The 26154-nt window shown below is 59.2% G+C and carries 28 protein-coding genes; 16 read left to right on the forward strand and 12 right to left on the reverse strand.

What is annotated here, in order from left to right:
- Positions 1–211 precede the first annotated feature (211 nt).
- Both C6Y32_RS09850 and C6Y32_RS09855 read left to right on the forward strand, forming a co-directional pair.
- Complete coding sequence (locus tag C6Y32_RS09850) at positions 212–520, forward strand: helix-turn-helix domain-containing protein (protein WP_105205087.1); 309 nt, start codon at positions 212–214, stop codon at positions 518–520.
- A 44-nt stretch (positions 521–564) separates the two neighbouring features.
- A complete protein-coding gene (locus C6Y32_RS09855) occupies positions 565–1344 on the forward strand; it encodes a sporulation initiation factor Spo0A C-terminal domain-containing protein (protein WP_105205088.1) in 780 nt (259 codons plus the stop codon).
- 135 nt (positions 1345–1479) lie between these two features.
- On the opposite strand, the gene C6Y32_RS09860 is transcribed toward C6Y32_RS09855, so the two are convergent.
- From C6Y32_RS09860 to C6Y32_RS09890, 8 genes are all read right to left on the reverse strand, one after another.
- On the reverse strand, positions 1480–2277 hold the full coding sequence (locus C6Y32_RS09860) for a glycosyltransferase (protein ID WP_105205089.1): 798 nt from the start codon (positions 2275–2277) through the stop codon (positions 1480–1482).
- Positions 2277–3110 (reverse strand): glycosyltransferase family 2 protein, encoded by an 834-nt coding sequence (locus tag C6Y32_RS09865; protein WP_370738817.1) that lies wholly within the window; start codon positions 3108–3110, stop codon positions 2277–2279. The genes C6Y32_RS09860 and C6Y32_RS09865 overlap by 1 nt, the downstream gene beginning before the upstream one ends.
- Positions 3038–3901, reverse strand: a complete 864-nt coding sequence (locus tag C6Y32_RS09870) for a glycosyltransferase family 2 protein (RefSeq protein WP_105205091.1) — start codon at positions 3899–3901, stop codon at positions 3038–3040. The genes C6Y32_RS09865 and C6Y32_RS09870 overlap by 73 nt, the downstream gene beginning before the upstream one ends.
- A gap of 59 nt (positions 3902–3960) precedes the next feature.
- Entirely contained in the window at positions 3961–4314 is a 354-nt protein-coding gene (locus C6Y32_RS09875) for an arsenate reductase family protein (RefSeq protein WP_105205092.1), read from the reverse strand.
- A 207-nt stretch (positions 4315–4521) separates the two neighbouring features.
- Complete coding sequence (locus C6Y32_RS15765; RefSeq protein ID WP_279287501.1) at positions 4522–4650, reverse strand: hypothetical protein; 129 nt, start codon at positions 4648–4650, stop codon at positions 4522–4524.
- Between the two features lie 284 nt (positions 4651–4934).
- The gene (locus C6Y32_RS09880) at positions 4935–5162 is read right to left on the reverse strand and encodes a DUF6514 family protein (RefSeq protein ID WP_105205093.1); all 228 of its coding nucleotides are present in this window, start codon (positions 5160–5162) and stop codon (positions 4935–4937) included.
- Between the two features lie 39 nt (positions 5163–5201).
- Entirely contained in the window at positions 5202–5879 is a 678-nt protein-coding gene (locus tag C6Y32_RS09885; protein WP_105205094.1) for a hypothetical protein, read from the reverse strand.
- A gap of 1586 nt (positions 5880–7465) precedes the next feature.
- Positions 7466–7960, reverse strand: a complete 495-nt coding sequence (locus C6Y32_RS09890) for a DNA-deoxyinosine glycosylase (RefSeq protein ID WP_105205095.1) — start codon at positions 7958–7960, stop codon at positions 7466–7468.
- A 269-nt stretch (positions 7961–8229) separates the two neighbouring features.
- Here C6Y32_RS09890 and C6Y32_RS09895 point away from each other — a divergent pair, with 269 nt between their 5' ends.
- From C6Y32_RS09895 to C6Y32_RS09920, 6 genes are all read left to right on the forward strand, one after another.
- Positions 8230–8964 carry an NAD-dependent protein deacylase gene (locus tag C6Y32_RS09895; protein WP_105205096.1) on the forward strand — a complete coding sequence of 245 codons (735 nt, stop codon included), beginning with the start codon at positions 8230–8232 and terminating at the stop codon, positions 8962–8964.
- Positions 8961–9176 (forward strand): YwbE family protein, encoded by a 216-nt coding sequence (locus tag C6Y32_RS09900; RefSeq protein WP_370738818.1) that lies wholly within the window; start codon positions 8961–8963, stop codon positions 9174–9176. Before C6Y32_RS09895 ends, C6Y32_RS09900 begins: the two co-directional genes overlap by 4 nt.
- Entirely contained in the window at positions 9173–9760 is a 588-nt protein-coding gene (locus tag C6Y32_RS09905) for a hypothetical protein (RefSeq protein ID WP_105205097.1), read from the forward strand. The genes C6Y32_RS09900 and C6Y32_RS09905 overlap by 4 nt, the downstream gene beginning before the upstream one ends.
- A gap of 279 nt (positions 9761–10039) precedes the next feature.
- On the forward strand, positions 10040–10543 hold the full coding sequence (locus C6Y32_RS09910; RefSeq protein ID WP_105205098.1) for a GNAT family N-acetyltransferase: 504 nt from the start codon (positions 10040–10042) through the stop codon (positions 10541–10543).
- A gap of 40 nt (positions 10544–10583) precedes the next feature.
- Positions 10584–11987, forward strand: a complete 1404-nt coding sequence (locus tag C6Y32_RS09915) for an alanine/glycine:cation symporter family protein (protein WP_105205099.1) — start codon at positions 10584–10586, stop codon at positions 11985–11987.
- A gap of 355 nt (positions 11988–12342) precedes the next feature.
- On the forward strand, positions 12343–13413 hold the full coding sequence (locus C6Y32_RS09920; protein ID WP_475600680.1) for an enolase C-terminal domain-like protein: 1071 nt from the start codon (positions 12343–12345) through the stop codon (positions 13411–13413).
- Positions 13414–13508: 95 nt separating this feature from the next.
- Here the strand turns inward: C6Y32_RS09920 and tnpA are convergent, their stop codons facing one another.
- Both tnpA and C6Y32_RS09930 read right to left on the reverse strand, forming a co-directional pair.
- Entirely contained in the window at positions 13509–13916 is a 408-nt protein-coding gene (gene tnpA, locus C6Y32_RS09925; protein ID WP_105205100.1) for an IS200/IS605 family transposase, read from the reverse strand.
- A gap of 272 nt (positions 13917–14188) precedes the next feature.
- Positions 14189–15592, reverse strand: coding sequence for an MATE family efflux transporter (locus C6Y32_RS09930; protein ID WP_105205101.1), 1404 nt, complete (start codon positions 15590–15592; stop codon positions 14189–14191).
- 353 nt (positions 15593–15945) lie between these two features.
- On the opposite strand from C6Y32_RS09930, the gene C6Y32_RS09935 reads away from it, so the two are divergent.
- Positions 15946–16986 carry a CPBP family intramembrane glutamic endopeptidase gene (locus C6Y32_RS09935; protein ID WP_105205102.1) on the forward strand — a complete coding sequence of 347 codons (1041 nt, stop codon included), beginning with the start codon at positions 15946–15948 and terminating at the stop codon, positions 16984–16986.
- Positions 16987–17157: 171 nt separating this feature from the next.
- Here the strand turns inward: C6Y32_RS09935 and C6Y32_RS09940 are convergent, their stop codons facing one another.
- The gene (locus C6Y32_RS09940; RefSeq protein WP_105205103.1) at positions 17158–17925 is read right to left on the reverse strand and encodes a M48 family metallopeptidase; all 768 of its coding nucleotides are present in this window, start codon (positions 17923–17925) and stop codon (positions 17158–17160) included.
- Positions 17926–18172: 247 nt separating this feature from the next.
- On the opposite strand from C6Y32_RS09940, the gene C6Y32_RS09945 reads away from it, so the two are divergent.
- The 3 genes from C6Y32_RS09945 (at position 18173) to recQ (ending at position 21749) form a co-directional block, all read left to right on the forward strand.
- The gene (locus C6Y32_RS09945; RefSeq protein ID WP_164998213.1) at positions 18173–19393 is read left to right on the forward strand and encodes an MFS transporter; all 1221 of its coding nucleotides are present in this window, start codon (positions 18173–18175) and stop codon (positions 19391–19393) included.
- Positions 19394–19528: 135 nt separating this feature from the next.
- A complete protein-coding gene (locus C6Y32_RS09950) occupies positions 19529–19744 on the forward strand; it encodes a DUF896 domain-containing protein (protein ID WP_105205105.1) in 216 nt (71 codons plus the stop codon).
- A 160-nt stretch (positions 19745–19904) separates the two neighbouring features.
- Positions 19905–21749, forward strand: a complete 1845-nt coding sequence (gene recQ, locus C6Y32_RS09955) for a DNA helicase RecQ (RefSeq protein WP_306418977.1) — start codon at positions 19905–19907, stop codon at positions 21747–21749.
- A 253-nt stretch (positions 21750–22002) separates the two neighbouring features.
- Here the strand turns inward: recQ and C6Y32_RS09960 are convergent, their stop codons facing one another.
- Complete coding sequence (locus C6Y32_RS09960) at positions 22003–22794, reverse strand: BtpA family protein (protein ID WP_105205106.1); 792 nt, start codon at positions 22792–22794, stop codon at positions 22003–22005.
- Positions 22795–22952: 158 nt separating this feature from the next.
- Here C6Y32_RS09960 and C6Y32_RS09965 point away from each other — a divergent pair, with 158 nt between their 5' ends.
- From C6Y32_RS09965 to C6Y32_RS09980, 4 genes are all read left to right on the forward strand, one after another.
- Positions 22953–23675: a M24 family metallopeptidase gene (locus tag C6Y32_RS09965; RefSeq protein ID WP_105205107.1), complete on the forward strand. Its 723-nt coding sequence runs from the start codon at positions 22953–22955 to the stop codon at positions 23673–23675.
- On the forward strand, positions 23675–24379 hold the full coding sequence (locus tag C6Y32_RS09970) for a M24 family metallopeptidase (RefSeq protein WP_105205108.1): 705 nt from the start codon (positions 23675–23677) through the stop codon (positions 24377–24379). The genes C6Y32_RS09965 and C6Y32_RS09970 overlap by 1 nt, the downstream gene beginning before the upstream one ends.
- A 77-nt stretch (positions 24380–24456) precedes the next feature.
- Complete coding sequence (locus C6Y32_RS09975; protein ID WP_105205109.1) at positions 24457–24951, forward strand: nitroreductase family protein; 495 nt, start codon at positions 24457–24459, stop codon at positions 24949–24951.
- Between the two features lie 187 nt (positions 24952–25138).
- Complete coding sequence (locus tag C6Y32_RS09980) at positions 25139–26110, forward strand: nucleoside hydrolase (protein ID WP_105205110.1); 972 nt, start codon at positions 25139–25141, stop codon at positions 26108–26110.
- The last annotated feature ends 44 nt before the right edge of the window (positions 26111–26154 follow it).

Here is a 26154-nt window from a genome sequence, read left to right on the forward strand (position 1 = left end):
TTATATTAGTGACAAAAGTAAACCGGTAAAGAAATACATAAATGGTAATAATTGTATATTGGTGTCGTTATCGATATGCATTTGGATCTATACACCTGTACGGTTCTCAGCGGTGTTCGCAAAAGGTGGCTTTTTGCAAAATAGGTGTACTGGCCGTTACCGATACTTTTTCTGCCGGCCCGTTCAGGCAGCGGAAGAGGAGGCAGACCACATGAATTTATCCCGGCTCAAACGCCTGCGCAAGCAGCGGCACATTTCGCAGCAGGTGTTGGCCGACCACCTGGGCGTCAGCGCCCAGAGCGTGGCCAATTACGAAAATCTCAAGTACGAGCCCGACATCCCCACGCTGCTTAAGCTGGCGGCGTATTTCGATGTCTCGGTCGACTATCTCATAGGCGCAAGCGAGCTCGCGTACCGTGTCGGCGAGCAGGATATCACCCTGCTGCGGCTGGTGCACCAGTTGCCCGAGCCCGCCCGCCAGGCCCTGATAGAGTTCTTACAGGTGGCCGGTCAGCGGTGATCGCTGGCCCGCCCCAACGGATCGTGCAGCAATGAGGAGGCAATATGGACGTGATAAAGATACTGCTGGTAGAAGATGAGCAAGAGGAGTGCGACAACTTCGCGCACTGTATCGATCTCTGTGAGCGCATGGAGCTGATGGCCACCACCGACAGCGCCCGCCACGCGATGGAACTCACCCGTGAGCTCGATCCCGACGTGGTCATCCTCGATCTGGAGTTAAACGAAGGTAACGGTATCGACTATCTGTATCAGCTCGACGACCTGCCGGTCATCGATCGCCCCTACGTGGTGGTCACCACCAATACACTGTCCAAGCCCACGCTGCAAATGGCCCGCGAGCACGGTGCCGGTTTCGTGTTCACCAAAAGTCTGCTCGACTACAGCCCGGCTCAGGTCATCGGTTTTATTGACCGCGCATCCAAATATTTTAAGAAAGGTGTCGTCGCCGCTCCGGTCACTGCCCCGCATATCGAGGTGCGCCTGCCCGCCGCCAACCGCGAGCAGCGCGATCTGGCGCTCATGTTGGGTAAGATCGGTATCACGTCCAACCTCAAGGGGCACAAGTACATCATCGAGGCGGTCGGCCTCATGCGCGAGATGGATGGCACCAATACCGATCTGTCCGGCAAAGTGTTTCCCATCATCGCCCGGCGCCACAACACCCGCGACCAGAATATCGAAAAGGCCATCCGCACCGCGATCGACTCCGCCTGGAAGACCACCGACATCGATATCTTAGAGAAGTACTATCCCTACGCCGTCAACATCAATACCGGCCGTCCCACTGTAAAGGAGTTCCTATTTGCCCTGCTCGAGAGATAGCCTGTGCGGCAACAAAAATAAAGCGGCAGCCCCGTGCGGGCCGCCGCTTTTTATCTTGCTGTCTCGTCCGGAAATACCGCCGTCCCGGACCGCCCTGGTGTGGCCCCGTGGCCATCTATACCTTCGCTGCCGGGTTCAGCCTCTGCCGCCAAATAGCACGCCCAGCGACCGGTTTTTTAAAACCAGCCCCGCGCCGTGCCGCAAAATGCCGTACGCCGCATACAGCCGCCCGCCTGGCCCGCGCCCGCAAAAGCGGGCAAAGTCTTTTCTAAAAATGGCGAACCGCCGCGCCGCCGCCGCCACATCGCCCCGCTGGTTGCCAAAAAAGCGCTGTTGCAACACCGCGTCCAAAACGGCGATCACCGCGCCGCCGGCTTTCATATCCCGCAAAAAGGCGTGGTCGATATAGTCCAAAAAATACCCCTCGTCATAGCGGTGATCGCGGTACAGCTCCGTGCGCACCGCCATGCCCGAGTTGATACCGGTGATCTCTCCCGGCCCAATGTCCTCCGGCCGCGCCACCCGCCACACCTTGTTGCCGCGAATAGCGCTGGGCGATAACAGCCCCGCCTCGTCGTGGACCAGCGGCAAAAATATATCCACGCCGCCCTGCCGCCGGGTGGCTGTCTCCAGCGCCGCAAAGTAGTCCTCTGTCAGCTGGGTGTCGTCATCCAGCCACACGATATAGTCACACGCATCCAAAAGTAGCGCCGTCGCCCGGTTGTACGCCCGGGCCAGCCCAAAGTTGCCGCCCATGGCCGCATACTGCCACCCGCGCTTTTGGCAGTACGCCCCGTTTGGCAGGTCTTTGGTCGAGTTATCCACCACCAGCACATCGCGGCGGCCCATCGCCGCCAGCGCCCGGCAGGCGGCGCTGTCCTGGCAGCGCACGTTGTACACCAGCACTACCGTGCAAATACGCGCCCCAGCCATCAACACCGCCCCCCTCTCGCCGCACTGCTGTCAATACCGCCCGCCGCCTTGATCTGCCGCGCCCGCCGCCGCCCCGCCCGGTACAGCCCCAAGCGCTGGCTGATCATCTCCCCCGCCCCGCCGTGCTGCTCGCCGGTCTGGTTGCCGCCGTGCCGCCGGTAGTCAAACAGTGCGCACCGCAAATAGGCCACCTCCCCCAGACAGGTGGCCAGCAGCCCCAGGTAGCTGTCGTGCATGGGGATGCCCGCCGGCAGCGGCAGCGCCGCCGCCACCAGCTCCCGCCGCACCGCCATACAGCAGCCGATAAACCCGTTTTTCTTCAGGTTGTGCCAAAAGCCCGGCCCGGTCTGCCGTATGGCAAAGTACGAAGGCGCTACCACCTTGCCCGTACCGTCTATCACCCGCGCGTCGTGCAGCACCGCCAGCACCTCCGGCCGCGCAAAAGCCGCCAGCACCTTTTCGATCTTGTCCGGGTGCCACACGTCGTCCTGGTCGGCCAAAAAAATGATGTCGCCGTCAGCCCGCCCCAGCGCGTGGGCAAAGTTCTGCAGCAGCCCCCTGCCCGGTCCCCGCACCAGCCGCACCCGGCTGTCCTGCGCCGCCAGCAGCTCCAGCTTCTCCCAGGTCCCGTCGCGCGACCCATCGTCCGATATCACCAGCTGCCCGTCCTCTGGCAACTGGGTCAAAATGCTCGCCAGCTGCTGGTCCAAAAAGGCGGCCCCGTTGTAGGTGGCCATCGCCACCGCTACCCGTGCCACCGTCAAATGCGCTGTGGCGGCGGTGTGTGCTTGGCCGGCTTTTTGGGCTTGCCGCCCCGCCGGTACCGCCCCCACTTGTCAAAAAACTTGCACATCGACACCACCTCGATCCACAAGTACTTAAAGCTCTGGGCCGCCGCCCGCTCCCACTCGTGGTACACCCAGCAGCCGGGGTAAAACTGTACCCGCTGTCCCTGTGCCAACACCTCGCGGGTCAGGTCCACGTCCTCAAAATACATAAAGTACCGGCAGTCGAATCCGCCTATCTGCCGGAACAGCTCAGTGCGTATCAGCATAAAGCAGCCGGTGCAAAACTCAATGTCTACCGGGTCGGTCAGCTGCTTGTCGCGCATGGTGTACTCGGTGCGCCAGCGCTTAAAAAACGCCGCCACATCCTCATACCGCCCCCCGCACAGGTATTTTAAGGTGGGGCTCAATTTGGGCAGATGTTGCTCGCTGCCGTCCAGGTTGCGGATCTTGGGGGTGATCATCCCCACGTCCGGGTGGGCGTCCATGTACCCGCACAGCTCGCTGATGCAGTCGCAGTCCAGAATGATATCCGGGTTCACGATCGCGTGGTAATCCGAGCGCAGCAGGTCCAGCACCTGGTTGTGCCCCCAGCCAAAGCCCTCGTTGCCGCCGTTTTGCAAGATCACCACCTGCGGGTAGTGCTGCCGCACCAGCCGCACCGTGCTGTCGGTGGAGTTGTTGTCCGACAGGTATACCGTCAGCTCCACCCCGCGGGTGTGTTCCAGCAGCGTTCCCACCGCCGATAAGATCTTGTCGGCGTTATTGTAAGTCACGATGGTGGCCGATACCCGGGTCTCTCTCCCGCGGCCACCCGTGTTTTCTCTGTCTATCTGCATAGTACCTCCGGCGGGCCGCCGCCCGCCCTCAACTTCTGGTGCTCTTTAAGGGGGCCGCCCTACAGCAGCGTCTCCCACTCTTTAGGTCTAAAGCCCACCAGCACCCGGTCCTCGGTCACCAAAAGCGGCCGCTTTACCAGCATGCCGTCGGTGGCCAGCAGCGCGTACTGCGCCGCCTCGTCCATATCCGGCAGCTTGTCCTTTAGGCCCATCTCCCGGTATAGCATTCCGCTGGTGTTAAAAAAGCGCCGCAGCGGCAGCCCGCTCAGCTTGTGCCACGCCGCCAGTTCTTCGGCGGTGGGGTTTTCCAGTTTGATATCGCGCTCCCGGTATTCTACGCCGTGGTCGCAGAGCCATGCGCTGGCCTTCTGGCAGGTGGAGCATTTGGGGTAACACACGAACAGTGCCGACATATGTGACCTCCTTATCAAAAGCCGGTCCGACAGCCGGTCCCGGCCACTTTTATGTATGGGCATATTACATCTATCTTATTATACACGATACCCGCCGCCATACAACCTCTGTCAGCCAAAAAGTGGATCTTGTCCCCCGGCCGCACACAAAAAAGCGGGGCGCCACTTCGGTGCCCCGCCGCTTGGTCTGCAGTATATATCCGGCGCTCAGGCTGCCAGGCCCATGTCGCGCAGGTCGCTCTCGGCCTCCTGATAAGTGTCGGCCGAGAACAGGAAGTTCCCCCAGTTGTCGTATACTTCAATGTGGCCGTTCACGCCTTTTACTCTGTACTCCATCTCTCAGCACTCCTTTTTTCAGTCGGGCCGTCTTGGCGGCTTTATCTCTTGTGGTGACTCTATCTTACCAGCTTAGCTGTCCCATAAACCGGACTGTTATCCTGCGCTCCCCACTTTTTTCTGTGCTGTGCCCAAAAGGCACAAAAAGAGCAGGAGCGCCCCTATATAATAGAGGGGCGCTCCTGCCCGGGTCCCTGCTGGCACAAAAGTGCCTAAACAAAACTAAAAAAAGACCGCCAACCGGTAGGGTCGGGGTCTTTTTTAATACATTGTGCGCGAGCCGCTCACAGCAGCGCATCCTCCACGATATCCATAAAGTGACATAAGTGCACCTCACACTGGTTCAGTAAGTCGGTCAACCGCCGTGCAAAGTCAAAGTCCATCGATACATCCTCGATCACCTTTAGCGGCGGCCCGTTGGGTTCCTCCGGGTAAAAACCAATACGGTAGCTGTAGTAGTCGCCCACCTCGGGCAGGTTGTATTTGTGCCGCTCAAATCTGTACCTACACATGTAAAAAATCTCTCCTTGCACCTCACGCGTATACTTCCGTTAGTGATCTATAGCAAGCCTGCCCGTTCCGTCAAACGAAATGGTGATGTGCTTGGTATATAGCTGGCCCTCGCTCTCCTTTTGCAAAGTAAACGATGCTTTGCACAGCGCCAGCGTATCAAATATATCGGCCATACCGTTGCCAGTGCCACCGGTAGTGGTCCCCCGCACGCCCAGGTTTTCCAGCACCCACGCGGGGAAAGGAGCGCCGTTACCACAAATATCTATCTCATAGCAGCCGTCGGCAGTCAGTCCCAGCAAAAGCAGGATCTGACCTCTCGGTCCGCTTGGGCGTCGGTCGATGGCGTTAAAGGCGTTGCGCATCAGATCGCCGATCAGCCGCTGTAACCGTATCTGGGTAATAACGCCGTTTTCCACCAGCGGCGCCACCGGGTCCTGTACCGAAATAAACAGGTCCACATCTTTGTCAATGGCCTCACGGCGGTAATCGGTCAACTGCTCGTCCAATAAGTAAAGGCCTGTGGCCGATACCGGATCGTACTCCAGCAGTGCACAGCGGGTCTCCAGTTCCTGTTCTTGCGCCATCCGCGCCAGTTCGGTCTGCACGCCGCGGGGCACTGCGCCGGCGGCCTGCTTTTGGATCACCTTGTGAATACTGGGTAAAAACTCTTTTGACTTATGTACCTCCGCCGATAACTGCCGATTGGCCTCCTCCAACTTGTGCCGTTCCTGTCTCTTTTTGATTTCGTCAGCTAACCACAAAAGAGAGACAAGTATGCTCAATCCAATAATTAAGGACACCTGTAGTTGGATGCGGGAGTCTTTATAAATAAGATTACCCAAGAATGTGACTGAACATAAAATAAGCCAACTACTAAGTATAATGAAACGATTAAATCCCTTACCTAGCCATTTTCTAATACCTTCTTTAAATAGTTTTAGGTTCAATATAAAGAAAGTAAAAAGAATCTGACATAGGGCCCATACTAATACAACGAATACCTTGTTATCGTCTGGCGAATACGAACCTACTCCCATAATGAAATATGCAACAATTCCGGAAAGTAACGTGCCGAAACGCTCTACTACATGTGATAGGAACAAGACAGCGCAATAATTTCCATCTAGTATAGGTCTGTGGTCAAGAAAATTCATTATAATTGAAGATAAGACCACAATTGCTACAATAGTTGGTATAAGTGGTATTTCATATAGTATGGCAAAGCCCACTACGTATAAGCCGGTGAAGATAACAGTAAATAGGACTTTCCAAAATGTGTGGCATAATGGGCGTGCAATTACAAAGAAGATGATACAAGTAAAAATAGATTCTATGATTGTTTGAAGCAATTTAGCGTAATCCACGACAATCCCCCCTCACCTTAATTATAAAGGATGAAATGAGGACATGTGTAGGAATGTTCACACCAAAATCACATACATTAAAATAGAGAGGACAAGATGCCTCCCTATCTTAGGTTTACCGTCTACCAGCCAACCAGCACAGCCAATCGAGTAAGCTCATTTTAACGTCCTCCTTTTCTTTAATGAATTTCCATATAGAAATTACCAAAAGATGGAAGACGATTACTTTCCGTTGCACTCTTTACATCAGTGTCGATTTCTACACAAATCACGCTGGTATCATATAACGAATTGCGTTTTGCTCTGTTTTCGACACGTTGGCGTAAAAATTTTTCGCAAAAAGGTGCTCAAAATATAGAATGATACACAAACATGTATCAATAAGTCACACCTTATAGAAACGACCGCTGTTATTTGATACCTGTTTTGCCAGAATCCACGCATAAAAAAGAAAAGGATGGGATATCTTAGTACCCCACCCTTCTTGGTAGTTTAAAGCATACTTGCAATTGTATTGACCTTGTCGCACATAGGGGATATAAAGTATAAAATATCGGATAAGGCCTTAACCATAGAAGACCCTCATTTGTAAATTAACGTGGCTTATTTCCATCCTTTTCCGGCTAACCAAATTAACCAGTCAATCCAACTCATACTTTTCACCTCCTTAATTTGTGAATAGCTCATACTGTCAACGCATCAGCTAAATAAAAATCTAAAAGGCTCCTATGTTGCTCCCTGTACCTATCTTCCCTGTCCCGCTAACCATGCTAACCAGTCCCATAATGACAAAAGGTCCACCTCCCCTCTTTTCCCATGCTACCAGACCTACCGGGGCGATTACTGGCCAACAGCGTCCCCCCACCCCCAACACACAAAAAATTCCACACCTGGGGAACAGGTGTGGAATTTTAAATGTAAATAGACGCCGCGTCTATCTATAAGTATGCGAGAATAGCCCCGTAAGCCGCCACCAGGTCCTCAAAGCGTTTCTGGCAGTTGGCCGGGCTGGTGCTGGGCAAAAGCAGCGCCGTCCGCCCGGTCACCGGCTGGCAGTAGCGCCGGTACAAGCTGTGCGCCTTTCCCCCGGTACAAAAAATAGCGCCGATATCCGCTGCCTGTAAAATAGGCGTCAGGTCGTTGGCCACCGGGTCTTTAATGCTGGTGTCGCTGGCTCCCTGTATGCGGCAGCTGGCCAGCACGTCAAACAGCGCTATACCGTGCCGGTGCAAAAAGGCGGTGCGCGCCTCGTTTCCCTCCGGCACCGGCTCTAAAAACAGCGCCGCCAGCACCCGCCAAAAGCGGTTCTGCGGGTGCCCGTAGTAAAAACCCACCTCCCGCGACTTGGGCGAAGGCATGCTCCCCAGCAGCAGCACCCGGCTGCCGGCGTCATAAATAGGCGGCAGCGTGTGCCGCACCAGCTGTTCCTGCATCGTTAGATCCTCCTGTCTGGCATTTATAGCCGGTTTCTGCCGCCCGGCGCCGTCTCGTTCTCTGCCCCCCCCCAACACCCCAACACCCCAGCACCCCAGCATCCCATACACCGCCGCGCGCGGCTGCCTGCATATCGCCCCGGCCGTACCGCCGTGCTGTCGTGTTGTCGTGCCGCCGCCTTTATCTCTGTCGCCATTATACCACGCTCCGCCCCCGGTTTTTGTGCTATACTAAAAAGAAAACCCACGCCCCAGCGGGAGGTCTCGTCATGCAGCCCATCGATACCCTCAAACAAATGGTCCAAAACAGCACCAACATGGTCTTTTTCGGCGGCGCCGGCGTCTCTACCGAAAGCGGCATCCCCGACTTTCGCAGCGCCGACGGCCTGTACGCCCAAAAGTGGCCCTACCAGCCCGAGGAGATCCTCAGCCACCAGTTTTTTACCGCCCACCCCGACCTGTTCTATCAGTTCTACCGCGAAAAAATGCTGGTGCTCTCCGCCCAGCCCTCGCTGCCCCACCGCGCGCTCGCCGCGTGGGAGCGTCAGGGCAAACTAAAAGCCGTCGTCACCCAAAATATCGACGGTCTGCATCAAAAAGCCGGCAGCAAACAGGTGTTCGAGCTGCACGGCTCCATCCACCAAAACCACTGTCAGCGGTGCGGCAGATCCTACACCGGCCAGCAGGTAGCCGCCATGTCCGGCGTGCCCCACTGCGCCTGCGGCGGCATCATAAAACCCAATGTCGTGCTCTACGGCGAGCCGCTCAGCGACGAGGTGGTCACCGGCGCCGTGCGGGCCATCGCCGCCGCCGACCTGCTCATGGTGGGCGGTACCTCCCTCACCGTCTACCCCGCCGCCGGCCTGCTGCAGTATTACCGCGGTCACCAGCTGGTGCTCATAAACCGCAGCGCCACCGCCGCCGACAGCCGCGCCGATCTGGTGCTGCACCAAAACCTGGGCGATGTGTTCACCGCCCTCGGCATGGAGGATATCTCGCTATGAACGGCATGAACGGCAACATCCGCAAGAATATCCGCATCGGCGCCACCGTCGACGTGGTGCTCAAAAAAGATCAGCCCACCGGCCGCCTCACCCGCGGTCAGGTGGCCCGCATCCTCACCGGGTCCGCCACCCACCCCCACGGCATCAAGGTGCAGCTGCAAAGCGGCCAGGTGGGCCGGGTCAAGGTCATCGTCGAGGAGGCCCCCCAGTGAACAAGCTCGAGGGGTTTTACGAGCTGGCCGCCTGCGGCCTGCCCGCTGTTCCCTGGCAGGAGTACCGCCCCCATACAGTGCTCGATCCCGCCCTGCTCTGGACGGTGCGCACCGCCGTACTGCGCGGCAGCGATCTCGATCTGCCCCGCGCCGTGGGGGTCACCGCCGAAAAGGCGCAGGCGTTCGCCGCCGCCCAGCTCTCCCGCACCCCGCCGCCCCTGGTGCTCTACTACCCGTTTTTCTGCGCCCTGAAAAGCGGCACGCTCGAGGTCGCCCCCCACCGCACCGTTATCGAGGCGGTGGATAAAGACCTCTGGAACCTCGTCACCCACGGCCGCCGCAACGTCACGCTGGTGTTTCCCCAGCAGGGCCCGCCCCAGTCCCACGGCGACGCCGACTTCCTCTCCCCGGCCCAGGTCCAGCAGCTGCAGGCCGCCGCCCGCCGGGTGCGCAGCCGCTACCGCGGCGCGCTGGCTGCCGGCCAGTCGGTGCTGCTCGAGTGGAGCTACGGCGCCCCGTCCGACCTGCAGCGCCGCGCCACCGGCGATTTCTCGCTGGTGTTTTTAGAGATCCGCACCCTGTGACCCATCTATCTGCATGATTATGGAAACACAAGTTGCAAAAACAGCTGTGCACCATGTCACAAAGCAGCCGGCCCCACCCTGTAAAAACAGGCAAACAGCCGATGATAGTCCCGTGCTCTTGCCATCTTCCCGCACTTTGGGTATAATCGTATCAGGTTTTGCGCGACAGCACGCAAATACGCCCCGCTGCAATTTGCCGCTGCCCGTTATGCAGAAAAGCAGTTCGTCCCGCCTCCGCGGCGAGACGGATTTTTTTGCGAAAAAAAGGAGACGACCATTATGGAGACCGAAATTCTCTACACCGACGACCTCGAGCTGCGCCCGCTTACCCGGCAAGATGTCTTTGCCGTGCACGCCTTGGCCAGCGACGAAGAGGTCGCCCGTTACATGCGCTTTACCGTGCACGCCACCCTGCGCGAGAGCGAGGAGCTGGTCAACGAGTACCTGCAGTCCCCCCAAAATCACCCCTTTGCCCTCATCGAAAAGCGCACCGGCGCCTTCGTGGGCGTGTTCGTGCTCAAGGGCCAGCAGGATGGCTGCACCTACGACATGACCGCCTTCAGCGGCAAGCCCTACTGGAACAAGGGCTACAACACCCAGGTATTGGCCGCTATGCGCCGCTACGCCAGGCAGTTTCTGGGTGCCAAGGCGCTGGTGGGGCACGTGGTGGCCGGCAACACCGGATCCCGCCGGGTACTCGAGAAGAACGGCTTTTCCCTGGTCGATACCCTGTATTTCGAGGACCTGCCCGAGGGGCTCTGCGTCTACCGTCTCGAGCTGTAGCCGCCCGCCCCGCCCTGTTTTGTAAGGAGGTACCCATTTTATGGACTTTATAAACGGCCTGCTGGGTCAGGCCAACGACTTTTTGTACAGCTTCGTGCTCATCGCCCTGCTCATGGCCGCCGGCCTGTGGTTCACGCTGCGCAGCAGATTTGTGCAGATCCGCATGCTGCCCGAGGCCATTCGCGCCGTCACCGAGAAAAATAAAAAAGGCGGCATGTCCTCCTTTCAGGCCCTCATGATCTCCACCGCCTCCCGGGTGGGCACCGGCAACATCGCCGGCGTGGCCACCGCCATCGCCGTGGGCGGTGCCGGCTCGGTGTTCTGGATGTGGATCATGGCCATCATCGGCAGCGCCTCCGCCTTTATCGAGAGCACGCTCGCCCAGGTCTATAAAACCAGAGATAAAGACGGCCAGTACCGCGGCGGCCCCGCCTACTACATCCAGCAGGCTCTGGGCCAGCGCTGGCTGGGCGTCGTGTTCGCCGTGCTGCTCATCCTCTGCTTTGCCTTCGGCTTTAACGGCCTGCAGTCCTATACCATCACCTCATCCTTTGCCTACTACGTCGGGCCCGGCTTTGCCAGTACCGCCATCCCCGTCATCGTCGGGCTGGTGCTGGCGGCGCTCACCGCCTTCGTCATCTTCGGCGGCGCCCACCGCATCGGCTTTATCAGCTCTATCGTGGTGCCCATCATGGCCATCATCTACATCCTGCTGGGTGTGTTCCTCACCGTCAAAAACGCCGGCCAGCTGCCGCAGATGTTCTCCACCATCTTCTCTCAGGCCTTCGATGTAAAGGCCATCTTCGGCGGCTTTGCCGGCTCGGTGGTGGTCACTGGCATCAAGCGCGGCCTGTTCTCCAACGAGGCCGGCATGGGCAGCGCCCCCAACGCTGCCGCCGCGGCCGATGTCTCCCACCCCGTCAAGCAGGGCCTGGTGCAAATGCTGTCGGTCTTTATCGACACCATCGTCATCTGCACCACCACCGCCTTTATCCTGCTGCTCTCCGGCGTGCAGGGTTCCGAGCAGCTTAAGGCCCTGCCCTTTGTGCAGGCCGCCGTCAACAGCCAGGTGGGGGTCTGGGGCATCCACTTTATCACCTTCTCCATCTTTGCCTTTGCTTTCAGCTCCATCATCGGCAACTACTTTTACGCCGAGTCCAATCTCCGCTTTATCCGCGACAGCAAGGTGCTCACCAATGTGTTCCGCTGTATTGCGGTGCTAGCGGTGTTCCTCGGCGCCCAGGCCGATGTCGACCTGGTCTGGAACCTGGCCGATGTGCTCATGGGCCTCATGGCCACCGTCAACATCGTCGCCATCTTCCTGCTGGGCGGCCGTGCCCTCAAGGTGTTAAAAGACTACACCGCCCAAAAAAAGCAGGGCAAAGACCCGGTCTTTATCGCCGAAGATGTCGGCATCACCGATACCGAGGTCTGGAAGCGCTAGCCCCGCCCATGCCGTGCCTGCACACAAAAAAAGAGCCCGGACGACCGACCGCGTCTGTCCGGGCTCTTTTTATGTATCAAAGTTTTTTTAAAAACTCTGTATGTCTCTTTACAATACGCCCTCAACGGGCGGCGCCGCTGCCTGCCTTTACACACCCCGCTATAACGCCTGTAAATAAGCGTCTGTGGTCGTTTTTGTAGGCGTGTCCGGTGGTGGCCGGTAGCTGCTTTTCCAGTGGCCGCTCCCGGGCTGAAAGAGGGCAAAATAGGGTGTCGGTATAAAGTTTACCGGCACACCCATCGCCCCAAACACCACCGCCAAGGCCAGCATCCCCGGTGCACATCGGCAGCCGCTCATCGTCCGGGTCAACACCGGCAGCGGCATCTGCGGCTTTGGCGAGGCGGGCGTCGCCTATACCGTCGGCGACGGGGCCGGCGGCCTGCTGCTGGATTTTGCCAAGTTCATCCTCGGCATGGACCCCATGAACAGCGAAGCTATCGTGTTCGCCGCCATCAGCGCCATCGACATTGCCCTGTGGGATATCCGCGGCAAGGCGCTGGGCGTGCCGGCCTACCAGCTGCTGGGCGGCAAGACCAACAGCAAGCTGCGCAGCTATGCCAGCCAAATACAGTTTGGCTGGGGCCCGGTGGGCACCGCCATGGTCGATTCCCAGGACTGTGCCAAGGCCACCCGCAAGGCGATGGCCGAGGGCTGTACCTGCGTAAAGGCCGATCCGGCCGGTTTTGACCTGCAGGGCAACTGGATGGCCGGGAGCAGCTGCGGCCTGCTCAAAATCCAGCAGCTGCGGGTGGCCGCCATCTGCGCGGCCGGTGGCCCCGACCCCGCTATCATCATCCGGCTGCACACTCTCACCGATACCGACACCGCCATACAGCTGGGCCGCGAGCTGGAGCAGTACCGCTGCTTTTATGATGAAGAGCCCACCCAACCACTCAACCCCAAACTGTACCGCACCACTGAAAAGAGCGTACAGATACCGCTGGCCACCGGTGAGCGGGTCTACTCCCGCTGGGGCAGTCGGCCGTTTTTAAAGACCGCACCCTCAGCATCATCCAGCCGGACCTGTGCAATACCGGCGGCCCCACCGAGGGCAAACAGATCTGCGACTACGCCCAGGCCTGCGATGTCGGGATACAGGTCCACGTGTGCGGCAGCCCCATCTCCACTGCGGCGGCGATGCAGCGCGAGGCGGTCATCCTCAACTTCTTCATCCACGAGCACCATCAACCCGCCCCGATACAGGACAACATCGACGGCTGTAAGTACGGCTGCCAGCCCCAAAACGGCTGCTTCTCGGTGCCTGACCGGCCGGGCGTCGGGCAGGAGCTCGCCGGCGACTGTATCGCCCGCTCCGAAGTCTCAACGGCAAAATAAAAAAGCGTGTCCAAGTCAAGATCACCCCTAAGAGATGTGGCTTGACACGCGGCCTATAAGGCCGTAATACAGGTCAGCGCCTAAATGGCGCTGACCTTCACTTTTGCTCAGGCCACGGTGGTTTGCTTACTTGCTACCCTTAAAAGGGTCTCCGTACTCCTTCCGCCTTAAGCTATCTTCTACTTGGGCTTGCTTTTCTTGTTCTCGTATGTATTTTACTGCGGTCACTGTATTGATTCCTACCGTGCTTACACAATACCCCGTCGCCCAGAAACTCCTGTTTCCAAACTTGTATTTCAAGTTCGCGTGCCGCTCCAATATCATCATGGCGCTTTTCCCTTTGCGATACCCCGTGATTTGCGATGCTCTGTATTTGGGCGGGATGCTCACCAGTAAGTGGATGTGGTCGGGCATCATGCGCCCCTCTATGATCTCTATCCCTTTCCATTTACACAAAGCTTTTATGATTCCCTGTATATCCTTCCGTAGCTCGCTGTATATTATTTTTCTCCTATACTTCGGGGTAAAGACGATGTGATACTTGCATACCCATTTGTGTGTGCTAAACTATTCGCCACAGAGAAACATCCTTTCTGTTTTTGTTTGGTGGCCTGAACACGCACCACTCTATCAGATAGGATGTTTCTTTACTTATGCCTGAATCCCACCCGCAAAGCGGGCAGTTGTTGAGTCGGCGCCGACAGCCGCCGACTCTTTTCGCCCCGCCCCTACACATATTTAAAACAGCAAAAAACGCCCATCCCCGCGCTTGCCCGGCCCGTTCTGCCCGCCTGGGGGGGCGGCGCTCACTTTGTCGGGCTCGTCTCCCGCCGGCTTTCGGCCGCCGCCCGGGTAATGGCCTTGTTTTTCCATCCGCCCTGAAAGTAGCGCCACAGCGAAATAGTCATCTCCACCAGGCAGCCGATGCCCATCGACACCCACACCGCCGCAAAGCCTATGCGGCCCACCAGCACAAACACCGCCGCCGTCTGCAGCGCCATGCCCGCGGTGGTGCACACCAGCAACAGCCGCATGTCGCCGGCGCCTTTTAAAAGCCCCTCAGCCACCAGCATGATCGCCTCGATAAACAGCACAAAGGCCACGTGGGTCAGGTGGTAGGTGCCGCCGGTGATCACCTGGGGGGCGCTGCCGGCGTCTACAAAAAGGCCGATCAGGTGGGGCCCCAACAGCTGCAGCAGCGCAAAGGTGCAGAGCGTTGCCGCCAGCGCCATCACGCAGCCGCAGCGAAAACCCTTTTTCACCCGCTCCACCTTGCCGGCGCCCATGTTCTGCGCCACAAAGGTCGATACCGCCAGCCCCAGGTTCATATTGACCACAAAGGCGATCGACTGGATCTTGTTGGCCGCCGTGTAGCCCGATACCAGCATGGGCCCCAATTTGTTGATCACACTCTGAAATAAGATCGAGCTGATCGATACCGAAAGCTCCTGTGCCGTCGCCGGCACCGCCAGCCGCACAATGGTTTTCAGCATGGCCATATCCGGCGCCCGGCTCTGCCCCGGCACAGAATACTGCCGCAGCCGCCGCAATATGTGCCCAAGGGCCAGCAGTGCGCACACCACCTGTGAGAGCACCGTGGCGACGGCCACCCCGGCCACCCCCATCCCAGAGCCAATGACCAACAGCAGGTCCAGCACGACGTTTAAAAACGAGGCCAGTATCAGGTAGTAAAGCGGTGTTTTCGAATCCCCCAGCGCGCGGAACGCGCCGCTGACGGCATTGTATAAAAACATCGGCGCCAGTCCGGCAAAATAGATGAACAGGTAGTCGGTGGCCATACCAATGGTCGCCGCCGGGGTGTTCATCAGTTGCAGCACCGGCCGCGCAAAGAGCATGCCCGCCGCCGACAGCACCACCGCCACCGCCAGGTTAAAAAACAGCGCGGTGGTCACCGATACCCGCACCGCACCGCGGTCCCCGGCCCCCAGGTACTGGCTGGTCACCACCGAGCAGCCCATGCCCAGCCCGTTGGCCACCGCAATGGCCACAAACGCGATGGGGAAGGTGCCCCCCACTGCGCCCAGCGCCTCCGGCCCCACAAAGTTGCCCACCACGATCGAGTCCACCATGTTGTACAGCTGCTGAAAAATGTTGCCCAGCAGCATCGGCAGCGCAAAGAAAAAGATCCGCTTGGCGGGGTGCCCGGTGGTCATGTCCGCCTGCGGGTGCCCTTTTTCAAGTTTTGGCATATTTTTACCCCCTTTTTACAGTTTATTAACATTTAAAGCGCGCCCAAAATGCGCCCCCGGTCACCGGCGCGCCGCCGGGCAAGCCGTTTTGGCCCATTGGGGTACAAAAAAAGCACCCCTATGAAAAGGGGTGCTTCGATCAGCAAAAAGCCCTAGATACAGGCGCTAGACCCGCCTGCAGCCACATCGGTCGCCAGTTGTCCGGCAGCCGACTGTATGAAAAATACTTTAACAGTGTATTACATTTTTGTCAATAGATTTTCAAAGTGCTTGTACTCTGCCAAACTCATGGTAAAATAAAACAAGACGGCGGCGCCCCGCGCGCCGCGACCTACAGAAAGGGATCAACGCTTATGTACCAATGGCCAAACGGTCAGCCGGGCCAGCCCGGTCCGGCCTACCAGCCCTACCAGGGCTACACCCCCTACCAGCCGCCGGCTCCCTCCCCTATCGGGCCCGACGGCCGTCCCACCTTGCCCTACCTGCAAAAAAATGCCCGCAAGCTCTATAACACCGTGGGCCTGGGTCTCATCCTGCAAACAGCCATCATGTTCACCATCTCGCTGCTGTTTTCCATGGGCCTGCTGCTGTTTTCGCACACCCAGCTCTACAGCTGGCTGTACCAAAACTATCAGGGGCTCACCATGGCTCTTTCCATGGTGGCTGCCCTGGTCGGCAACCTCACCGCCTATTTCTTTATCAAGCGGTTTGCCGGCCTAAAGTCGCGCCAGGTGTTCGATTTTTCCAGGCTCAGGTTCAGCCACGTGCTCTTTGGCTTTATCGCCTGCCTGGGCGTCAACGGTGTGTTTTCGTTCCTGGTCGACCTGCTGGGTCAGGGGCTGCGCTCGCTGGGGCTCAACCCCACCACGCCCGATTTCTCGCTGGGCGTCGGCCTGGCCGCCGACGTCATCACCGTGCTCTACGTGGTCATCGTCGCCCCCATCACCGAGGAGCTGGTGTTCCGCGGCGCGGTGCAGACCAGCCTGCGCCGGTACGGGCACTGGTTCTCCATCATCGTCACCGCCCTGCTCTTTAGCCTCATGCACGGCAACCTCTACCAGGCCATCCCCACCTTCTTTATGGCGCTGGTCATGGGCTATGTGGCCGACCGCAGCGGCACGGTGCTCCCCACTATCCTCATCCACATGCTCAATAACGGTTTTGCCCTGTTTCAAACTGCGGGCCTGGTCAGCGACCGGGTCATGTACATCATCATGGGCGCCATCATGATCGCCGGCGTGCTCATCGTGCTGCTCTCGAAATTTTACAAAAAGGTCCCCGCACCCGACCCGGCCATCCACCCCAGCCTGCGCTGGCAGAGCCTCTGCTCCTCCTGGAGTTTTTGGGTCACCATCGCCGTCTACCTGCTGCTCATCTTTTTTGTCTATATGTAAGTAGACCGGCAGTAGACCGGCGCCGCACTCCCGGCCGTGCGGCCGCGCCTGTCAAAACAAAGCGCCCGGCGCAGATACTCTGGTATCTGCGCCGGGCGCTTTTTGTGCTGTCTGTCATCCCGCCACCGGCTCGGCAGTCCCTGTCTGTGGCCTTTCGGCTCTGCCGCGCGCTCAGGGCTCCTTGGCGCTGATGCCGATGGTCTTTTCGTACTGGGGGCTGTAGCGCGCCAGCAGCGCCTTTTGCTCCTTGGCGCTGGGCATCATGTACTGCACCAGCGCGTGGAACGGGGCCGAGTGGTTGGGGTACACCAGGTGGGCGTACTCGTGCACCAGCACATAGCGGGCGCACTGCAGCGGTGGGTGCACCAAAAATTTATTGAGGATGATCTTCTGCGACCCGGTGTGGCAGCTGCCCCACCGCGCCCGCATCCACCAGCCGGTCACCGGCACCTTGGGCACGCCCAGCGGGGCAAACAGCGGCGCGATCTCGTCGTTCAGGGTGTCAAACAGCTGCTGCGCATACACGTCCAAAAAGCGGCGAAAAGCCAGCATGCGCCCCTTGGTATCCGAGCGCGCCGGGTACAGGATCAGGTGGTCCCCCTGCAGCACCCCGGGGCCAAACTGGCTGGCCGAGGTCGGCGGCTGTCCCGCCCCCAGCTCAATGGTGATGGTGCGCCCGAGCAGCTGCACCTCATCGCCGATCTGGCAGCTAAAGTCCGGCGGCGCCACCTGCACCGTGTCCAGTGCCCGCTGCCGTGCCCGCAGTATCCAGCGGGCCTTTTTGCACACAAAGGCGTCTATCTCCTGCTGGGGCAGGTGGTGCGGCGCCGATACGGTCACAGTGCCGTCCGGCTGGATGCGCAGATTCAGATTTTTAACAGATTTGCGGGTCAGCTCATAGGTGATGCTGCCCTGCGGTGTCTCGGCAGTATACTGCATAACTCTTCCTAACCAGGTGCACAGGTGACCCTGTGCGTTTCAAAAAGTGTACATTTCCTTTATTGTACTAGACTTTTTGCGCCCAGACAAGCCGCCGGGGCGACAAAATCGTGCTTTTTTTGTCCAGTTGACAGCTTTTTGTTGCCGCGGTATGATAAATAAATACCAAATTCAGGGCACAAGTGCTTAAAATATGTGCACAGTACCAGCTCGTGCGGGGGCCTTCTTGGCAGAAATGGAGAAGTATATGCAGCAGACAGAGGCGAGAAAAAAGCGCCAGATGCTCGTCATCACCGGCGCTTATGGCTTTTACTACATGGGGTACACCTCGGCGTTCTCCTTTATGATGGTGTTTTTGACCTCCAGCGGGTATAAAGACGCACAGACCGGCATCATCTACTCGCTCATGGCCCTCATGAGCCTCATCACCCAGCCCATCCTGGGCTTTTTGTCCGACTCCAAGATCCCCATCAAAAAGCTGGTACTCTGCCTGCTGGCGGCGGCCATCCCTTTTGGTTTCGTGCTGCCGGTGGCGGCGCGCTCCTATGCGCTCGTCACCGCGTCGGTGCTGATCCTGGCCTTTTTTGACCAGTCGCTCATGGTGCTCATGGATTCCTGGACCTACATGGCCCGCGAGCAAAACGACAAGATCGTCTACAGCGTGGCCCGAGGTATGGGCTCATTCACCAGCGCCATTACCGGCCTTATCATGGGCAGAGCCATCGCCGGCTTCGGCGCCGCCTCCATCTTCTGGTTCCACGCCGGCTTTATGGCCGTCGCGCTCATCATCGCCCTGTGTTTCGACAGCGTCCCCTGCAAAAATAAGACCTCCAGCGAATCGGGGGTGCAGGGCTACAGCTTGCCCCAGGCCTTTGGCGTGCTCTGCCGCAACAAAAAGTATATGCTCATGCTCGGCGGGCTGCTGCTGTTAAACATCGGCAACCGGGCAGTGGTCACCTATCTGCCCATGATGATCCGCAACTTCGGCGGCGGCGCGGCCGAGCAGGGCCTGTCCATCACCATGCTCACCATCGGTATCTTTCCGGTCATGCTCGTCTACCCCTACCTGGCCCGGCGTTTTCGGGTAGAAAAACTTTTGTCGGTGGCCTGTGTGCTGGTAGTCTGCCGGGTGCTCTCCATGGCAGTGGTAAACGATCTGCACGTGGTGGTGTATATGCAGCTGCTCGAAGCGTTGGCTTTCGGCCTGTATAATCCCTCTCTTATCGAGTACACCTCGCAGATCGCCCCCGCGCAGCTGCGCTCGTCGGCCATCACCATCTCCAGCGCCGTGCAGGTGGCTGTCTGCGGCATCGTCGGCAATATGCTGGCCAGCGCCTTTATGCAGTTCTGGTCGCTCAAAGCCATGTACACCGTCTACACCGTCATGGCTGTGCTGGGCCTGGTGCTCATGGCCGCCAGCATCAAAACGCCGCATAACACCGCTAAAAAACAAGAGGTCGCCGCCTAAAAGTGGCGGTATCCCCACACAAAAAAGCGCCGGCGCGTCAGATACAGGCAGCGCCGGCGCTTTTGCCGAAAGTTGCGCCCGGCGGCGTTTTCAGGTAAAATAGACCTGTACCGCCAACAGAGAGGAAGACCAGACATGACCTCAGAGAAGATAAAGCGCATCAACGAACTGGCCAAAAAGGCCAAAGCCGAGGGCCTCAGCGAAGATGAAAAGCAGGAGCAGCAGCGCCTGCGGCAGGAATATGTGGCCGAGTTCCGCGGCGACTTAAAGCGTCAGCTCGACGCCATCGAGATCGTAGAGCCCGACGGCAGCAGGCACAAGATCGTGCCCAAAAAGCCGTCCAAAAACTAGCGTAGCACCGCTTGGGGACTGCTGTGTCGGCAGTCCTCTTTTTTGGCAGAATTGTATATATCGCCAAAAATAATACGATAAGTAATAAAAATCCACCTATATACCCGCATACAGCAGAGAGACAGCCCGCCGCACGGGCCTAAAAAAGAGGAGCAGACCATTGGAACAGGCAGATATGCAGCAGGCCAAACAGCTGCTTGGCCGCTACTACGGCTACACAGATTTTCGCCAGGGGCAACAGGAGACGGTGGCCGCGGCCCTGGCCGGCCGCGACGTGCTGGCCATCATGCCCACCGGGGCAGGCAAATCTATTTGTTATCAGCTGCCGGCGCTGGTGCGGCCGGGTATCGCGCTGGTGGTCAGCCCGCTCATCTCGCTGATGAAAGACCAGGTGGGGGCGCTGGTGCAGATGGGGGTGCGGGCCGCCTACCTAAACAGCTCCCTGAGCTGGCCCCAGTATCTGCGGGCGCTGCAAAATGCCCGCGACGGGGTGTATAAGATCATCTATGTGGCGCCGGAGCGGCTGCTCGCCCCCGATTTTTTGGACTTTGCCAGCGCGGCGAACATATCGCTGCTGGCCGTCGACGAGGCCCACTGCGTATCCCAGTGGGGCCACGATTTCCGCCCCAGCTACCTGCAGATCCCCCAGTTTTTGCAGCAGCTGCCCCACCGGCCGCCGGTGGCCGCCTTTACCGCCACCGCCACCGATACGGTGCGCCGCGATATCCTGGAGATACTCGACCTGCAAGACCCCTATACCATCATCACCGGCTTTGACCGCGAAAACCTCTATTTTGGGGTCGAGCAGCCCCGCGACCGGTTGGGCTGGGTGCAGCACTACGCGGCCCAAAATGCCGATAAGTGCGGTATCATCTACTGTTCTACCCGCAAAAATGTCGAGCAGGTGTGCGCCGCGCTGGTGGCCGCCGGGGTCCCCGCCACCCGTTACCACGCCGGGCTCGAGCCGCAGGAGCGCCGCCAGAACCAGGAGGACTTTCTCTTCGATAAATGCCGGGTCATGGTGGCCACCAACGCCTTCGGCATGGGTATCGACAAGTCCAACGTGGGCTATGTGCTGCACTACAACATGCCCAAAGATATGGAGAGCTACTACCAGGAGGCCGGCCGTGCCGGCCGCGACGGCACCCCCGCCCAGTGTATCCTGCTCTACAGCCCGCAAGACCTGCGCACCAATCAGTTCCTCATCGAAAACAGCCAGGAGGAGAGCGAACTGGCCGAGAAAGACCCGCAGCTGGCGCAGGAACTGCGGCTGCGCGCCTACCAGAAGTTGCGCCAGATGGAGCGCTACTGCACCGGCACCAACTGCCTGCGACAGACGATCCTGGCCTATTTTGGCCAGCAGGCGCCGCCCAGCTGTGGCGGCTGCTCGGTCTGCCTGGGCGACTACCGCACCGAGGATATCACCGATCTGGCCCGCCAGGTACTGCTGTGTGTACAGAGCGTGGGCGGGCGCTTTGGGGCCGGGGTGGTATCCGACATCCTCCACGGCAGCCAGAGCAGCCGTGTACAGCAGTTTTCACTCGAGGATAACCCCCATTTCGGCGCGCTCGCAGCATACAGCTTGGCCACCATCAAAGAGCGCATCGGCCAGTTGGTCAGTCAGGGGGTGCTGCAGGTCACCCCGGGCCAATACCCGCTGCTGCGGTTTGGCCCGGGGGCCCGGCCGGTACTGGAGGACGGTCAGCAGGTATTGGTAAAGACCCGGCAAAAGACCCGTGAGGCCACCCGCCGCGCCGCCGACAGCGGCGATTACGACATGCAGCTGTTCGAGCGGCTGCGCGCGCTGCGGCAAAAACTGGCCCGCCAGCAGAGCGTGCCGGCCTACGTAGTGTTCACCGATGCCACCCTGCGCGGTCTGGCGGCAGCCAAGCCCCACACCGAGCAGGAGATGCTGGCGGTCTCCGGTGTGGGCGAGGCCAAGGTCCGCCGGTATGGCCAGGCATTTTTAGAGGAGATCACCACTTACACAGACGAGCAACAATAAAAAAGAGCGGCGCATTGGCGCCGCTCTCGTATTTTAGGGGCATCTGCCGGTGTGTGTGGCCCCCGCCTGTATGGGCCAAAGGTGTCCGCTTGCCCCCTGCTCTGGCTGTCGCGGCAGGTGGTATCAGGCCAAAAACAGCCCGCCGCACGCCTCTCTAGGCAGCGGATGATCAAAGCGGCGCTTCCCCACCCGCAAAAAAGAGAGCACAACACAGTGCTCTCTTTTTTATTTCACCAGCTCTTGCCCGGCAGCGCTACAGCTGCACGCGCTCCATAAAGGCCTTTACCCGGGCCGGGTCGATCTGTTTGAACACGTCGCCGTCGTACTTAAAGCTCGAGCCCACGATCGCGCCGTCGGCAATGGCCAAAAAGTCGCCCGCGTTGTCGGCGTTGATACCGCTGCCGAGCAGCACCGGCACGCTGCCGCTGTTCTGTTTAAACTCCTCCACCTGCTCCAGGGTGGGGTTCTGGCCGGTCACCACCCCGGTCACGATCAGGGCGTCGGCGCCTTCCTCAATGGCGGCGTGGATGTTGTCTTTTATGGCCGAAGGCACCAGCGGCTCGGTGTGCTTGGTGTTGATATCGCAAAACAGCAGCGTATCGGCGGGGTAGCGGCCCTTCTCGCGCATCAGCACCGGCGCGGCCGGATAGGTGATACCGTGGGTGCCCACCCGGGTCTCTACAAAGGCCTCGACCCGAATAAAGTCGCCGCCGGTGGCGTAAGCCATGGCCCACTCCTCTTTGGCGCAGTTGAACTGCACGTTGATCCCCAGGGGCATATCGGTCTTTTCACGCAGCCGGGCCGCAATAGAGGTCATCGATGCCAAGGTGATAAAGTCGTTGTCGGTGCCGTACGGCACGTCGCCAAAATTCTCGATGATGGCCGCGCTCACGCCGGCTCTCTGCAGGTTCTCCAGGTCCTCTACCGCCGCCCTGTACACCGCGTCCAGGTCGCCGCCGTAGCGGGGCGAACCGGGCAGGGGCTGCAGGTGGACCATGCCGATAATGGCTTTTTTGCCGCCGAACAAATCGCTGAATGTGCGCATAGATGCTCTCTCCTTCTATCTGGCTGTGCTGTATTTTTTTGCAGTCATAAAACCGTTTTCAGTGTAGCATTTTTATGGAATGGTTGCAATTCTTTTTGCGGATTTATTGATTATTTGTGCGAAGTGTAATATGATGAAACGAGAAGTGAGGTGGTATAATGAGCGCGCAAACTGGTAGCGAGGTGGTGCTCGCCCACTGTAAACAGGCGCAGGCGATCGCCCGCCGCGCCTTTGCCCGGGTGCGGGCCGAGATCGTCCCCGGCATGACCGAGCGCGAGATCAAAAAACGGGTGGAGATGTACCTCATCGACGAGGGGGCCCACTCCTTTTGGCGCTATGGTATCGGCGCCACCGTCCATGTGGGGCCGCGCACACTGCAGTCCGCCTCCACCCGGCAGTACGCCGTCACCGACACTCCGGTGGGCGCCGACGACTGCGTGGTGATGGATCTGGCCCCGGCTGTACACTGGCAGTGGGGCGACTTTGCCCGCACCGTATTTTTGCAGGGGGGCCAGGTGGTCACCGACTATAGCCGCCTGCGCGGCGAGCTGGCCGCCGGTATCGCCGAGGAACTGCACCTGCACCAGGTACTGCTGCACACCGCGCGGCCGCAAATGACCTTCAGCCAGCTGTTTTCGGTGCTCAGCCGCCAGATCAAAGACGACGGCTTTCAAAATCTCGACTTTGCCGGCAACCTGGGGCACTCGGTAGAGCGCGACGAGAAAAAGCGCCGCTTTTTGCTGCCCGACTGCCACCAGCGCCTGTGCGACTGCGCCGCCTTTACTTTCGAGCCCCACATTGCCCGTGCGAATGCGCCCACCCGCGGCTTTAAGCGGGAGAACATCTACTACTTTACAGACGACACACTGGAGGTGCTTTGATGAAAAATTTTCAGGAGTACACGGCGGCACAGAACATGGCCCGTCAGGCCATTGACCGCCTCAAGCAGGAGATCCGCCCCGGCATGACCGAGCGCGAGATCAAAAAGCTGGCCGAGATCTACCTCATCGAGAACGGCTCCACCTCGTTTTGGTACCACGGTATCGGCGCGCTCATCCACGTGGGCGAGCGCTCGCTGGTCAGTCAGGGCGGCCGCGAGTACCGGGTCAGCGATACTGCCGTCAAAGAAAACGATGTCATCACTCTTGATTTAGCCCCCACCCTCAACACCTGCTGGGGCGATTTTGCCCGCACCATCTTCGTCGAAGATGGCCTGCCGGTGCAAAATTATGCCGACCTCAAACAACCCGACCACCAGCGCGGCATCGAGGCAGAGCTCAAGCTCCACCACTACCTCATGGAGACGGTCACCCCCGACACCACCTTCGAGGAGCTGTTTGCCAACGCCAACGCCCTGATTATTGCCCTGGGCTTTGAAAACCTCGACTACGCCAACAATCTCGGCCACTCGGTCGAGATCCTGCAGCAGGACCGGGTGTATATCGAAAAAGGCAACGCGCACAAGCTCAGTGAGTATGTGGGTTTCACTTTCGAGCCCCACATCAGCTGCCCCGGCACCGGTTTCGGCGTCAAGCGCGAAAATATCTACTACTTCGGCGACGACGGCAAGCTCTGCGAGCTCTAGATCGCCGCGCCCATAACCCCTCATGCCCCCCAGCTACATAGCCGGCGGCCCCGCCGCCAGAAAGAGAGGCCCCATCTATGTCTGTTATCGATACTCGGCGCAGCATCCGCAAGTATACCGCCCAGTCGGTCGCCAAACACACCATCGAGCAGCTCATCGCCGCCGCCTGCCTGGCCCCCTCGGCCAGAAACCAGCAGCCGTGGGATTTCCTGGTGGTCACCGACCGCCAAAAGCTCGATGCGATCCCCACCGTGCAGCACTCCTGCGCCTTTATCAGCCAGGCTCCGGCGGCGGTCATCGTCTGCGGTGACCGCCACAAAAACGAGCGCTTTTGGCCGGTAGACTGCGCCGCCGCCACCGAAAATCTGCTGCTCAAAGCCGCCGAGCTGGGTCTGGGCAGCTGCTGGTGCGCCATCTATCCCCTGGAACAGGAGATGGCCGGCTTTAAACGGCTGTTCGGCCTGCCCGATCAGGTCGAGGCCTTTTCTCTCATCGTGCTGGGCTACCCGGCCGAAGAAAAACCGCAGCCCGACCGCGACCCTGCCGGCCACACCCACTGGGAGCAGTGGTAGCGCCGGCTGCCACACTGCCCTGTTAGCAAGATAAACCGCATATCCATGCGGTTTCATGCTGCCGCGAAGCGATTGACAGCGGCGCTCAAAACCGGTACACTACACAGTGTAAAGACGGGCCGCCAGGCGCAACTGCCCGGCGGCCCCGCCCATCTAGCCACCACACCGATTTTTGGAGGAACTGTTTATGGAGAAGAGACCTGTCATCATCGACTGCGACACCGGTACCGACGACGCGATCGCTCTGGTAGCGGCACTCAACTGCGACGCACTGGACGTGCGGGCCATCACCTGCGTTTCCGGCAATGTAGACCTGTGCTACACTGCCCCCAACACCCTCAACCTCTGCCGCATGCTGGGTTTCGACGTAAAGGTGGCTCAGGGCTCGCCCAAACCCATCTGCCGCGACCTAAACGATATCCGCCTGGTCGGAAACGAGGACGAAGGGACCATCTCCACCCACGGCCAGACCGGTATGGGCAACGTCACGCTGCCCCAGTGTGGCGGCGACTTCTACGAGAAAAATGCTGTCGAGACCATCTACGAGGAGGCGCTGGCCTGCGGCGGCAAGCTCGAGCTCATCGCCGTCGGCCCTATGACCAACGTGGCGCTGGCCCTGCTGTGCCACCCCGACTTAAAAGACCTCATCGCCCATATTTGGTTCATGGGCGGCGCAGCCTACGGCGGCAACACCACCGCCGTGGCCGAGTTTAACATCCTCTGCGACCCCGAGGCCGCGCACCTGGTCATGCAGAGCGGCATCGATATGACCATGGTCGGCCTCGACGTCACCGAGAAGGCGGCCGTACCCGACGCCGCCTGCGACGAGATCCGGGCCATCGGCACCAAAGACGCCACCGTGGTCGCCGATATCCTCGACTTTATGCGCATGCGCCGCGACGAGTACGGCGGCGAGGACACGCTCATGCACGACGCGCTGGCGGTGGCCGCCGCCTGTGTGCCCGGGGTGGTAAAGACGAGCCGCTACTTCGTCGATACCGAGTGTGCCGGCACCTACACCTTTGGCCACACCTTTGTCGCCAAAGACGACCGTTTTGGCAAATTTACGCCCAACTGCAACGTGGCCGAAGAAGTCGATATGGATATCTTCCTCGGCTGGCTCAGATCCTGCATCCAAAACAGCAAAAAACGCGCCTAGACCGCGTATCACGCCACAGCTGGGGGCCTGCCGTCCCCGGCTGT

This window comes from Neobittarella massiliensis (ex Bilen et al. 2018) (assembly GCF_900289145.1).
Taxonomy (GTDB): domain Bacteria; phylum Bacillota; class Clostridia; order Oscillospirales; family Ruminococcaceae; genus Neobittarella; species Neobittarella massiliensis.

Excerpts from the sequence above, each read along its gene's own strand:
- C6Y32_RS09850 (WP_105205087.1), top strand. The coding sequence starts at position 212 with ATGAATTTATCCCGGCTCAAACGCCTGCGCAAGCAGCGGCACATTTCG.
- C6Y32_RS09855 (WP_105205088.1), top strand. The coding sequence starts at position 565 with ATGGACGTGATAAAGATACTGCTGGTAGAAGATGAGCAAGAGGAGTGC.
- C6Y32_RS09860 (WP_105205089.1), bottom strand. The coding sequence starts at position 2,277 with ATGGCTGGGGCGCGTATTTGCACGGTAGTGCTGGTGTACAACGTGCGC.
- C6Y32_RS09870 (WP_105205091.1), bottom strand. The coding sequence starts at position 3,901 with ATGCAGATAGACAGAGAAAACACGGGTGGCCGCGGGAGAGAGACCCGG.
- C6Y32_RS09875 (WP_105205092.1), bottom strand. The coding sequence starts at position 4,314 with ATGTCGGCACTGTTCGTGTGTTACCCCAAATGCTCCACCTGCCAGAAG.
- C6Y32_RS15765 (WP_279287501.1), bottom strand. The coding sequence starts at position 4,650 with ATGGAGTACAGAGTAAAAGGCGTGAACGGCCACATTGAAGTATACGAC.
- C6Y32_RS09880 (WP_105205093.1), bottom strand. The coding sequence starts at position 5,162 with ATGTGTAGGTACAGATTTGAGCGGCACAAATACAACCTGCCCGAGGTG.
- C6Y32_RS09890 (WP_105205095.1), bottom strand. The coding sequence starts at position 7,960 with ATGCAGGAACAGCTGGTGCGGCACACGCTGCCGCCTATTTATGACGCC.
- C6Y32_RS09895 (WP_105205096.1), top strand. The coding sequence starts at position 8,230 with ATGCAGCCCATCGATACCCTCAAACAAATGGTCCAAAACAGCACCAAC.
- C6Y32_RS09900 (WP_370738818.1), top strand. The coding sequence starts at position 8,961 with ATGAACGGCATGAACGGCAACATCCGCAAGAATATCCGCATCGGCGCC.
- C6Y32_RS09910 (WP_105205098.1), top strand. The coding sequence starts at position 10,040 with ATGGAGACCGAAATTCTCTACACCGACGACCTCGAGCTGCGCCCGCTT.
- C6Y32_RS09915 (WP_105205099.1), top strand. The coding sequence starts at position 10,584 with ATGGACTTTATAAACGGCCTGCTGGGTCAGGCCAACGACTTTTTGTAC.
- C6Y32_RS09930 (WP_105205101.1), bottom strand. The coding sequence starts at position 15,592 with ATGCCAAAACTTGAAAAAGGGCACCCGCAGGCGGACATGACCACCGGG.
- C6Y32_RS09935 (WP_105205102.1), top strand. The coding sequence starts at position 15,946 with ATGTACCAATGGCCAAACGGTCAGCCGGGCCAGCCCGGTCCGGCCTAC.
- C6Y32_RS09940 (WP_105205103.1), bottom strand. The coding sequence starts at position 17,925 with ATGCAGTATACTGCCGAGACACCGCAGGGCAGCATCACCTATGAGCTG.
- C6Y32_RS09945 (WP_164998213.1), top strand. The coding sequence starts at position 18,173 with ATGCAGCAGACAGAGGCGAGAAAAAAGCGCCAGATGCTCGTCATCACC.
- C6Y32_RS09950 (WP_105205105.1), top strand. The coding sequence starts at position 19,529 with ATGACCTCAGAGAAGATAAAGCGCATCAACGAACTGGCCAAAAAGGCC.
- C6Y32_RS09960 (WP_105205106.1), bottom strand. The coding sequence starts at position 22,794 with ATGCGCACATTCAGCGATTTGTTCGGCGGCAAAAAAGCCATTATCGGC.
- C6Y32_RS09965 (WP_105205107.1), top strand. The coding sequence starts at position 22,953 with ATGAGCGCGCAAACTGGTAGCGAGGTGGTGCTCGCCCACTGTAAACAG.
- C6Y32_RS09970 (WP_105205108.1), top strand. The coding sequence starts at position 23,675 with ATGAAAAATTTTCAGGAGTACACGGCGGCACAGAACATGGCCCGTCAG.
- C6Y32_RS09975 (WP_105205109.1), top strand. The coding sequence starts at position 24,457 with ATGTCTGTTATCGATACTCGGCGCAGCATCCGCAAGTATACCGCCCAG.
- C6Y32_RS09980 (WP_105205110.1), top strand. The coding sequence starts at position 25,139 with ATGGAGAAGAGACCTGTCATCATCGACTGCGACACCGGTACCGACGAC.